Origin of the sequence: Moorena sp. SIO3I8, from assembly GCF_010692325.1 — a bacterium.
GTDB lineage: Bacteria > Cyanobacteriota > Cyanobacteriia > Cyanobacteriales > Coleofasciculaceae > Moorena.
Genome location: NZ_JAAHHW010000037.1, coordinates 46459 through 58564, shown reverse-complemented (window position 1 = coordinate 58564; position 12106 = coordinate 46459). Strand labels below are relative to the sequence as shown.

Sequence of the window (12106 nt, the reverse complement as noted above, 5' to 3'; positions counted from 1 at the left end):
TTTGGAACGGAGGGGGGATCAGTTGGTTTTGGAACGGAGGGGGGATCAGTTGGTTTTGGAACGGAGGGGGGATCAGTTGGTTTTGGAACTGAGGGGGGATCAGTTGGTTCGAGTCTGACTACATTGACATTATCAATTATTACTCCTGAATCAAAGGCACCATCCCCAACATCTGTCACACCTATGGTCAAGGTGTAGGTTCCAGAGCCAACAATTGTCTGAGAGTAGGTGCTAAAACCAGTTTCATTCACAAACGGTGTCATGGAATCAGCTAATACTGAGAACGTATCAGCCAAACCATTCACCTGACCGGAAATTCCCACAAAAGCGAAGTCATTAAAATACTCAGAACCGAAATCATCTGTGAGGAAGTTGTAATCAAAATTAATAACATCTCCTGCTTCTGCTGTAAAGCTAGTTCTGATTGCTGATCCTTCAAACACCTCCCCCTTTCCCGTACCCAGATTATCCAGGGCTGTAATGTTCAGCTCTAGAAAATCGGCTAGCTCCATGAAGTTCTCTTGTTCCTGGGGAAGGAATGTATCTAGCTGGGCATAGAAACTGCCGTCAGTAGGTTTACTACCAAAACCTGCGGTGCGCACAGAAGCACTACCCAATGTTTCCCAGCCCGTAAAATTGTTTTCAAAACTACCATTAGTGATGATGATGGCTGAGGCAGGATTAGTATCAAATAGACTGGCCACACCGATCAGGCTGACAATACCTGTTCTCAAAGAGAAGCACTTGTGGTTTTTAAGGTGAAACATATTTATTATCTTTGTTGAGAACTAGAGATTAGTCATGGGTAGATGCTTCCCAGTTCCAAACTGGATATTTTTTCCGAGTAGACGCTGGAAACCCATCTGACAGTCTTGGGTTGAAGACTGACCGGATTGCTGATTGGTTCCACAGGTAACCTCGAAGCTGATCTTGACAATCCTAAATCACCTGTGGTTAATCATCCGATGATAAAATCGCCATCAACTATATCTATAGTTAGATCGTTTGTATCAACATTTTTCAGGGTAGCTAATGTTCTGAAGGGGGTGTTGCCTTGAAGACCATCTGGATCTACTCTAATATAAGCATCTGAACCCAACTGATAAATTTGCAACCGATCTTCAAAATTGGCATCTGAATTCAAACCTTCGTTGTCAACAAGATCCGAAAACAAATCAGATTTTACATAAATACTGTCTTCATCGTTGGGATCGAAGTTTATGATCTGGTCCGTCCTCTGGGAAAAGTTATCATACTTGACATAATCAGGATCATCATCATAACCAACGTCGATAGTGTCACCTCCAACACTTCCGACTATAGTGTCAGCCCCGCCAAGGGCATAGATATGATCTCGGTTTTCGGTACCTTGTGTGATGTTGTCGTCGTCCTGTGTGCCATTTATTTGATTAATCTCTGTGTCATTTATTTGATTACTGTTTCTGCCATTTATTACAATAACATCTGAGTTTCTCATAAGTGTTTCCTATGTGCTAACTACGTGGGCTTTTGATTGTTTTAATCATTGACATTTAAGTCATTAGCAGAGGCTGATTTTTCTCTATTAACGAGAAAATAATCTTTACTCCTACTGATGGTTTAGAGTGGCAGCACACCCAGGAATAACTCTCCACAAGGATAAAAATCGATTTTTATCCTTGTCCATAAAAACCAGATATATTATAACTCAATATTTACCACTATAAACTTGTTTTTTATCCTAAAAATATACCGCATTTATCATCTTTGCCAACAGTTTAATAATAGTGATAGTTTTTGTGAAAAATGTGAAGCAATTTTAGAATAATAAGGAAAGGTCAAGTGGTGATGCCTATTATTAACTTTTCAATCCAGTTAGAGGAAAATCAGGAATACTTGTCTGATAATTTTTTTGGTTATATCACAATTGTATAGGCACGAGGGAGAAACGAAGGGAGGATAAGCGTGCAAAAAAGTTAAAGGGATTAAAGAGATTAAAGTATACAAAGTGTCAAAAAAACCAAAAGTGATAAAAGCCTTAAAAGGGGTAAGTTATACCAATTTCATTGATTCGAGCTACAGATGCTGAGCAGGTATAAGTTACAGGTTGCAGGTGATCAGCTTACAGGTTATTAAGCTAGTGTGCATTTAATTGGCATATTTTATACTTTCTGAATTAGGGAAGGTAGACAAGGGGGGATAAAGGGGCAGTGTTGTCTTTCCACTCTTATCTCTCTTCCCGCTCTTCCCCCAGAAAAGAATTTCTGATCAAGGTCTCCTCTACTCCAGATTGAGTGTGCCATTCACCGATAACCCAAGCCTCGATGGTGATGATTTTGCCAAAAAAGCCGTCTGATTCGTCTATCCCCTGGTTTAGCATTGGCATAACTGCCATTGTTTTACTGTCACTCGCCCTGCGATTTTGGGGACTGGGTCGATTTAATCGCCTGGTATTCGACGAAGTTTACTACGCTATATTTGCCAATAACTACTTAACCGGTACTTCCTTTTTCAATCCCCATCCTCCCCTAAGTCAGTACATCATTGCCATTGGCATCTGGATTGGCTCTCACCTCCCCTTTGGGCAGGATACGGTTAACGACCTGACTGGTTCCTTACGGTCTACCTGGAGTTACCGATGGCTGAATGCCCTGACCGGTTCTTTGATTCCGATCGTAGTGGCGGCTGTGGCTTATCAACTCAATCGACGTCGCAGCTATGCTTTGATTGCTGCTCTGTTCGCAGCTACTGATGGTTTATTCCTGGTAGAATCCCGCTATGCCCTGAACAATATATATTTAGTGATCTTAGGATTACTCGGTCAGTTGTTTTTCCTTCTGGCTCTGAATCATCACGGTGCAAAACGCTGGCTAATCCTATCTGGTGTGTTTTTTGGTGCTTCCGCAGCGATTAAGTGGAATGGCTTGTGGTTTTTGTTAGGCATTTATATAGTATGGGCTGTCGCTTGGGTATGGCAATTATTTAGAACTTATTTTGGCCAGAAAACCCGTACTCGCCCTATAGCATCGGGACGCCATCCATTACAGAACCTGACGGAACTGAATGTCGGGCACATCGTGCTAAACTTGGTGATTTTACCAGTTGTCACCTACAGCTTCCTTTGGATTCCTCACTTACTGATGAATCCTAGCCCTGGATTCTGGGAGTCTCAAGTCAAAATTTTAACCTTCCATCAAAATGTGGGCAGTGGCACTGACGTCCATCCTTACTGTTCCAGGTGGTATAGTTGGCTGTTGATGTGGCGTCCGGTTGCTTACTTTTATCAGACTGCTAGTCACACCCCTGAAGCTGTTGCCACTGACTCCCCCTTATCGGCTGGTGCGAGCAATGTAATCTATGATGTCCATGCCATGGGCAATCCTTTCCTATGGTGGCTCTCGACTACAGCAATTTTGTTGCTGCTGCTGCTGTTAACCCAACGAATTTTAGAAGGAGTGGGCTGGAAATCCATACCAACTTCCTATACCTGGATTACCCTCTATTTGATCGTAAACTACGCTGCTAACCTATTGCCTTGGACGAAAGTGACTCGCTGCACGTTTCTCTATCATTATATGGGAGCTTCAGTGTTTTCTGGATTAGCACTGGCTTGGCTAGTTGACCGCTGGCTACACAGTGAGCAAAACCAGTATCGTAGTGCTGGTGTCACCGTCATCTTGGTAGTTGTACTAGCTTTTATATTCTGGTTACCAATTTACTTAGGTCTACCCTTGTCTGGGTCAGGGTATCACCTGCGGATGTGGTTCCGCTCCTGGATTTAGGGTAATCCCGAGTTGTATTGAATTGAGATGTTGAGCCAGAAGAACAATCAGCTATCAGCGCTCCGTAGAACAGGCGTCTCGCCTGTCATCTGTTATTTCTGTTCTGTTGCCTGTTGCATTTGCTGAAAAAACCGCTATAGCTACTGTACTCCAAGAAATTCCAACCTGCTGTATGCCCCTCTGAAGTATCCCAATACGTAAGCAATCAGCTATCAGCCATTGGCCACGCTACGCGAACAGTTTTTGAATAAAAGAGGTAAGCATTCCTTTCCTAAGGAATGCTTACCGCAATACTATTGTCCACAATAAATTCACAAAAAATATACAGATACTTGACAGAAACTTCATAGTAATTTTGTGTGAAAAAGAACAGAATTGTGAATAATATACTCTCGAGGCTAGAAAATCCTGCCAACTTGGCAATCCATCTGGTTTCAGGAAAAGTTGAACCCCCTCAAACCAGTGGTTGGCGCAAATCACTCTGATTTTGTTGCCTCAGGCAATTAGTTAAAGTCTCAACTTGAATTCATGCGTAAGCCCATTTTGACGATTTTCTACCAGTTCAATCCATGGAATAGCAGCATCGGTGGCATTCAGACAGTGATCCGCTCCTTCATTAAATATGCTCCGAGTGAGTTTGAGGTGCGGTTGGTAGGAACAGGAGAACCCAAATCATCGACAGGGGTATGGCAAAAGACTGAGTATGCTGGTCGGTCAATCCAATTCATGCCCCTATTTAATATGCTCAATGATAATGTTAGGGGCTTTATACCGACTACTGTCAAGTATACAGCAGCTTTGTTAGGTCGTTGCTTGGCATCTGATTTTATCCACTTCCATCGCCTTGAACCAACTCTAGCAGCTCTCAACTGGTATGGAGATAAGACCCTTTTCATTCACAATGATATTCAGCAGCAGATTGCTGCTGGCACTAGTAAGAAGGCCATGCTATGGCAGTATTTTCCGGCAGGGTATTTTGCACTGGAGCGCTTCCTGATTAAGCAATTTGACCAGATTTATTCTTGTAATACGGAATCAGCAAAATTCTACCAGGAACGTTACCCCGCTGTAGCTGAGCGCGTCACTTTTCTGAAAAACACAGTTGATACTGAGATTTTTTATCCCTTAGAACCAAGGGAACAGGAGAAGCAAAGGAAACTCCTTGCCCAGCAGCTAGGTTTACCAGAACAGACACGTTTTGTTTTGTTCGCAGGTCGCCTTCATCCCCAGAAAGATCCGATTTTACTGGTGCGAGCGTACGCAGCGCTCAACGACCCGAGTCTTCATCTGCTCATAGCAGGGGATGGAGAATTAGCTGGTGAAGTCCGTTCTGAAATTGCTCGTTTGGCGCTCTGTGAGCGAGTCACCATGCTCGGGTCCGTGTCCTTTGAAAAACTAGCCCAGTTGCACCGGATCAGCAGCGCCTTTGTACTGAGCAGTGCCTACGAGGGTCTTCCTATGGTTGTCCTGGAAGCACTCTCGAGTGGAACACCTGTAGTAACTACCAACTGTGGTGAAACCCCTAGACTGCTCCGTGCTGACAGTGGGATGGTGGCCTACGAAAGAACACCAAATGCGATCGCAAATGCTCTGGGTCATGTATTGCAACATGCCGAGGATTATCCGGCTGTGTCCTGTGTCAGGAATGCCCAGCCCTATGCAGCCCACACAGTCGTCAGCGATGTCTACAAAGACATGTTGCATCGTTGGAAACAGCGCTCTGTGTCATCTACTACTACCGCAGAATGCATTTAAATTAGACTTCTTGCATAAGTAGGGTACTTCCGATCAGGCAATAGGCAATACGGATTGTGGAGACTAGTTTGGGACTTTTGCAAGAGGTCTACTATCCAATGTCTGATTACATCTACCGTTTCTAAAAGAGAATCGCAAATCATGAAAATTGCCGTAATTGGAGCAAAAGGTTTACCGGCTAAACAGGGTGGAATTGAGCGCTGCTGTCAGGAAGTTTATCCCAAAATGGTTGCACAAGGTCACTCGGTAGATCTGTTCGCTCGACCGAGTTATACCCAAACCCCCTGGTTTTCCTCTTATAAATACAAAGGTGTGCAAGTGATTTGCCTACCCTCCTTATCATTCAGAGGGCTAGATGCGTTGACCAGTTCTGCTTTCGCTGCGATCGCTTCAATTATCAAACGCTATGACATTGTGCATTTCCATGCTGTCGGTCCAGCCCTGTTTAGCTGGATTCCCAGAATTACCTCTTCTACAGGGATTGTGGTTACCTGTCATGGATTGGACTGGCAACGAGCTAAGTGGGGCCGACTTTCTAGTAGTATCATCCACTTGGGAGAAAAGGTGGCAGTGAACTATGCCCATGAACTGGTTGTAGTATCAAACAATCTCAAGTCTTATTTTTGGAAAACCTACGGCATTGATACAATTGACATCCCCAACGCCCCAGGGATATATGCTGAGTCAGACCCGAAATTTCCCTATCTTAAATCCCTCTCACTACAACAGGGACGTTATATTCTATTCCTAGGCAGACTGGTACCGGAAAAACGACCCGATTTACTGATAGAGGCGTTTCAATCCCTCAAGCCTAGAGGATGGAAACTTGTTCTAGCTGGTGGTATCAGTGAAATGCCTGAGTTTACCTCGAAGCTGGTCAATATGGCAGCTGGAAATAACGATATACTCTTCACGGGTGAACTCCAAGGATCTCGCTTATCAGAGATCATGCGAGGAGCAGGGATTTTCGTTTTGCCTTCTGATTTAGAAGGAATGCCCCTAGTGATGCTAGAAGCGATGCGGGAAGGAATCCCAGTGGTGGCAAGTGACATTCCGCCACATCGGCAACTTGTTGGTCAAGAGCGAGGTCTGCTGTTCGAGACTGGAAACCCTAACTCCTGCGTTCGTTGTCTAGCCCAAGGCATACAGCAACCTCTGGAGTTGGCAAAAATGGCTAAGAAGGCACAACGATATGTGCAAGCTAACTACAACTGGGAAAAAATCACTGCTGATCACTTAGCCCTGTATGCCAAAGTTACCGACTCACCTGTTGTGATCACACAGCAAACAAACGACTCAATTCAGCAGCCTACCACTGAACTAAAGGTGAGTCTAGGTAAGGAATTCCAGTCAACACTCAAGCCTAAAGCAATGACTATGACACCTGAAAAACGGCAGCGTCTACAAGCTTGTCTACAAGAACTCACTACTCTTCTGTACGAAGAAACGAATTCTCGGGAACCGACTGATGCAGAGAATTTGGAAAAAACCTTACGTAAACAAATCTTAGAACAAGTCAACTTCCAACTTGACCTGTTGTTGTCTAGCAAGCCACAGGAACTCAATAAGGTCCCCCTAGAAAAGTGAACTATTAAGGTAAAAGGCAAATTTAAACTTTAAAATTGCTGCAATTAGCAATTAGCAATTAGCAAATGACTTAAAAAACGTGTAATGGAGACCAGCCTTTCATCTTTAGTATCAGTCTTGAAGCGTCGGTTTTGGCCAGCTCTGGCTACCTTTGCTTCCGTAATTGGTGCCTCGATCGCCTATCTAGTCTATACTTCACCAGTGTATGAGGTGAAAGCAAGGCTAATGCTTGACAATAAACAGGTAAGTGTTTCTCCCTTAGGTCGTGACCTTAGCCAATTGCCTAACCGGGGACCGGGTGGGGCTAACCCAATTGCTAATCAAGCAGAACTGGTTAAGTCCCAACGGATTCTGCAGCAAGCAATTGACCAAGTATTTTCACAATACGTCAGTAATTTAGTGACAAAAATAACTCCTAAAGAACTTAAGAAGGATTTAACAGTAAAAAATATTCCTGCTACTAACATTCTTGAAATCAGCTATCAGAATCAAAACCCGGAATTAGCTACTGTGTTGCTTAATGCTGTTGCCAACGCAATGGTTTACGAAAGTACTGAAGCAATTCGCCAAGAAGCTAGAGCAGTACGGGAGTTTTTGGAGAAGGAGCTTCCTCAGCAACGGGCATTGACTGAAGCAGCAGAAGTGGCGGAGAGCAAGTATAGAAAAAGTAGTGGTTTAGTCTCCTTTAATGAACAAACCGAAAGCTTGGTGGAGAGTCTTGCTAAGGTAGAAGACCAGGAACGTCTTCTGTATGCCCAACTTGAAGAGGTCAATGCCCGGCTGAAGGCAATCGAGCAACTAACAGGCTTTAATACTATTAATAATGCCTACGTAGGTGGAAGGGTTGGTCAAGATGAACAACTAGATAAATTACGGGATAAGCTAGCAGATTTGGATTCCGAGTTAGCTACGGTTCGTTCACGTTTTAACGAGAATCATCCCACAGTACTATCGTTGCTGGAAGAGCGAGATGCTATCCGTTCACTCTACAATGATAAAATTGCTACTATTGCCCCCAACCCTCAGACCATAAGCCCTAGCGATGTAGCATCTGATCAGTTGAGTCAGGAGCTTACCTCCAGATATATTATTTCTAATACTGAACAATTAGCACTGGCAGAGAAGCTAAAAGTTTTACAGCGTGAGCGAGCTATACTTCAGAATCATCTTGAGCAACTACCCATTAAACAGCAACGTCTTACGGCGTTAGTTCGCCAACGAGAAGAAGCAACTGAATCGTTGAAATTTCTACAAAACAAACTAGAGGAAGCACGGATTGCTGAAGCTCAACTCGTTAGCAATATCCGTATTATTGCTGAAGCTCAAGTCCCCTCCTTACCCAGTGAACCCAATAAGAAAGTGGTGCTAGTACTTGCTACCGCTGCTGGAATTACCCTAGCCATCGGTATTATTCTACTGCTGGAGGTGATAGATAACAAGTTGTACGATGTTTCTGATGCAGAGGTACTGCTGAAACTTCCCAGACTGGGAGTCTTACCGGAAATACCGTTATCTGCTCTGAGTCTTAAGCATCCCGAACAATTTTTGGATGATCTCAGTTTAGTTGAACCTTACCGCCTACTCCTCAAGAAGCTAGAGTTTCGGACTCAACAGAAGTTGAAGCTGATTGTGGTCAGCAGTACGGTTTCTGGTGAAGGTAAGTCAATCGTGGCTTCCCATTTAGCAGCTGTGTCAGCTATGTTATCTCGGCAGACATTAATTATTGATGCAGACCTACGTAAGCCCAAGCAGCATCGGATCTTGGGGGTAACCCCATTGCCTGGTCTGACGGATGTAATTGACAGAGATATCAATCTGTTTGAGACAGTGCAACCCACAAGTATTGAAAACCTCTCAATTTTGACCTCTGGTGGGCTGTTTACTAACCCCTCTAGGGTGCTAGAGTCAGCTTCGATGAAACATCTGTTAGCCAAAGCAGCAACTCATTATGATCTGGTCATCATCGATACTCCACCAATTAGTAGCTGTGCCGATGTTCATACCTTGAGTCGGTATAGTGAGGGATTAGTCATGATTACCCGTCCCAACTTCACACCAAAGGACATCCTACTTCAAGCAGGAGAAGAATTGAAAGAATTGAAAGATAATGGCTTGCCCATACTAGGGGTGGTGATCAATGGGATGACGGCTCAGACTGAAAGATTTTACTCCTATTCCGATCACAGTTACCAGTCTTTATCCAAATCCCTGAAGCGTTTGAGCGATCTCAATGGTTCCCTCAACAAGTCTGTAGCGTCTGGGAAGTCTGTTTTATCGCGGGGTTCAGATGATGTGGAGCAATAACGGTCGGAGTCGTTTCCCTAACCCTACCGTTTTGGTAGGGTCAGCCGGTGTAGGGGTTGGTATAGTTACAGGGTTACTGGCTGGCATTAATCCCCTTTTACTGGTTTTAGCGCTTGGCGCAGGTATGGTAGCAGTGCTGGTCTACTGCTTTGCCAGCTTTGAGCAAATTGTACTGGGTATGTTAATCCTGCGTAGCTCTCTTGATATTTTCTCAAAGCAACAGTTACCAGCACTATTTGCCATCGGGCTTGATGCTCTAACATTACTCTACGTGACAGTAATGTTATTAACAGGTCGGAGGGTTCAAACTGATAAATTTTGGTGGTTATTTGCTGGTTGGGTAGGGTTACAGGGTTTGTGGGTTATCCTGCTTGCTTTGGGAGGATTAGGACTTGATAGTTCGTATATTTCAGTGAGTATCCGGGAGTGGGTGCGCCTATTTTCATGGCTGATGGTCTACCTGTTGATCATGCAGCTTAAACACCGGATTGCTCCTGAAAAAATTATCCATATGCTGTTCTTGGCTCTTGTTTTACCACTTACATTAGCCTTGATCCAGATGATCATTCCTTCAGTGTTACCTTCGATACTTTCACCAATTACAAATCACTCTGCCACAATCTCTGGAGGAACATCTCGAATCAGAGGGACTCTGGGTCACCCCAATACCTTCGTTACCTTTATATTGCTATTTATCGGTCTGACCTATTGGAAGTTAAGTCATTCAAAGCAGCGTTTGCTCTGGCTTCTGTTGCTAGGTTTACTCGCCTTTTTCTTTGTGAGTACCAAAGCCCTATTTGGCTTGATGATGTTGGCGACTTTTGTGTTGGTTTTGATTGCCCCTAGATTAAGTCTAGTTAACCTAATCGGTGGGTTGCTATTTTTCGCCCTAGTTATAGGACTATTTGCAAGTTCAGAGTTTGGACAAGAACGCCTCGGATCAATTGCTAACACACCGCTACTCAATCCTGACATTGATATCTGGCGTGCGATTCTGCTCTCGAAGGTAGACCACAACAGTTTTAATTGGCGGCTCGATCAGTGGACTTACTTACTGACGCAATGGCAGCATGTCCCAATCTTGGGTTATGGTCTGGGTTTGAGTGATCACATTAGTACCAATGGTCTTCTTCCCCACAATGATTATGTCCGGAGTCTGGTAGAAGGTGGGTTACTGGGTCTAGGGACTTTTTTAGCTTTTCTCTTTGCTCAGTTTTTGCGTCTTGTTCAGTTGCTTCGGTATGCACCTGCTGGAAGTGGACAGCGGGATTTGTGTTTTATCCTGTTGGCAACTCTTATGGCTATACCTGTAGGGATGATTACCGAGAACATCTGGAGTCATACCAATTTCTTTTTCTACTGGTATACCTTGTTGGCAATTGCAGGTTGGAACTGGCAGAGGCGTCCACCTTCTGATAGTACTGTTGTTACTAGTACTGTGAAACAAAGTCGGTTCTCAACTAGAGTTGGCAACTGAGGGTTAGTAATTTTAGTGTTTTAATTTTAGTGTTTTAATTTTAGTTTTTTAACTTTAGTTTTTTAACTATTTAGTGACCTAACTAGAAAACTTAGGAGTTTATAGATATGCCAAAGATTTCTGTAGTTATTCCCACCTACAATGCCATGACTTATCTTCCCAAAACTATCGATAGTGTTCTCAATCAAACCTATGATGATTTTGAAGTAATAGTTGTTAATGATGGCAGTACAGATAATACTGAGCAATGGATTTCTCAGATAGCTGACCCGCGAGTTAAACTGATTTCCCAAGCCAATCAAGGCTTGTCTGCAGCACGAAACCAGGGAATTGCTAATGCTAGGGGGGATTATATAGCATTCATTGATGCTGATGATCTTTGGGAGCCCACTAAGCTAGAAAAACAACTGTCTGTTCTGGAAGAAAATCCAGACGTCGGTCTGGTATATACCTGGGTTGCCTATATCAATGAAACCGGAAAACCCACAGGTAGAGTGTTTGAACATCACGCCGAGGGTAATGTTTGGGAGAAGCTTGTTGAACACAATATAGTTGAATGTGGCAGTGTAGCAATGGTTCGTCGCCACTGCTTTGAGACCCTAGGGGTATTTGATCAAACTATTTGCGCGGCTCAAGATTGGGACATGTGGCTTCGGATTGCTTCACGTTATCCTTTTGCTGTGGTAAAAGAAGCCTTAGTTCGCTATCGCCATCATCAAAATAATAAGTCCAAAAACTATGTAAAAAGGCTAGAAGACTTCCGTACAATCATTGAAAAAGCTTTTCAATCTGCTCCCTTTGAAAGCTTACATTTAAGAAATCGAAGCTATGGCAATATTAATCTCTGCCTAGCGTGGAAATGTCTTCAAAGTAGTGAGCAAGATTACAAAATGGCTAATCATTTTCGTCGTCAAGCTCTCATGCATTACCCTCAGCTACGCTTCTCCCGAGAGTACATCCGTTTGAGTATAGCGATCGCATTGATGCAGTGGTTCGGACCTGAGGGCTATGGCAAAGTGCTAGAGCTGGCTTACAGTGTGCGTCAGCGACTATCAAATTTTGCATGATATCAAGTTCGCTTGTTTCCTTCATTTATAGTCATTTGTCATTTGTCATTTATCAAAAGTCTTGAGCTCCACAAGGTTTTGCTTTTTAACGAACACTCTTGTGTTAGGCAATACCGATGCTAATAGATTTGATATAAAACGGCATTTTACTAAGC

General features: G+C 43.5%; 8 protein-coding genes. 6 read left to right on the top strand and 2 right to left on the bottom strand.

Annotated elements, in window-relative coordinates:
- A partial coding sequence (locus F6K51_RS16355) for a hypothetical protein (RefSeq protein ID WP_293021841.1) occupies positions 1-767 on the bottom strand: 767 nt, incomplete at its 3' end.
- Positions 768-958: 191 nt separating this feature from the next.
- The gene (locus tag F6K51_RS16350; protein WP_293021840.1) at positions 959-1477 is read right to left on the bottom strand and encodes a hypothetical protein; all 519 of its coding nucleotides are present in this window, start codon (positions 1475-1477) and stop codon (positions 959-961) included.
- Positions 1478-2309: 832 nt separating this feature from the next.
- On the opposite strand from F6K51_RS16350, the gene F6K51_RS16345 reads away from it, so the two are divergent.
- The 6 genes from F6K51_RS16345 (at position 2310) to F6K51_RS16320 (ending at position 11951) form a co-directional block, all read left to right on the top strand.
- Entirely contained in the window at positions 2310-3761 is a 1452-nt protein-coding gene (locus tag F6K51_RS16345) for a phospholipid carrier-dependent glycosyltransferase (RefSeq protein WP_293021839.1), read from the top strand.
- 528 nt (positions 3762-4289) lie between these two features.
- Entirely contained in the window at positions 4290-5516 is a 1227-nt protein-coding gene (locus F6K51_RS16340; RefSeq protein ID WP_293021837.1) for a glycosyltransferase family 4 protein, read from the top strand.
- Between the two features lie 141 nt (positions 5517-5657).
- Positions 5658-7103: a glycosyltransferase family 4 protein gene (locus tag F6K51_RS16335; protein WP_293021835.1), complete on the top strand. Its 1446-nt coding sequence runs from the start codon at positions 5658-5660 to the stop codon at positions 7101-7103.
- A gap of 84 nt (positions 7104-7187) precedes the next feature.
- Positions 7188-9407, top strand: a complete 2220-nt coding sequence (locus F6K51_RS16330; protein WP_293021834.1) for a polysaccharide biosynthesis tyrosine autokinase — start codon at positions 7188-7190, stop codon at positions 9405-9407.
- A complete protein-coding gene (locus F6K51_RS16325; protein ID WP_293021833.1) occupies positions 9391-10884 on the top strand; it encodes an O-antigen ligase family protein in 1494 nt (497 codons plus the stop codon). Before F6K51_RS16330 ends, F6K51_RS16325 begins: the two co-directional genes overlap by 17 nt.
- Positions 10885-10991: 107 nt before the next feature.
- A complete protein-coding gene (locus tag F6K51_RS16320; RefSeq protein WP_293021831.1) occupies positions 10992-11951 on the top strand; it encodes a glycosyltransferase family A protein in 960 nt (319 codons plus the stop codon).
- Positions 11952-12106: the final 155 nt, after the last annotated feature.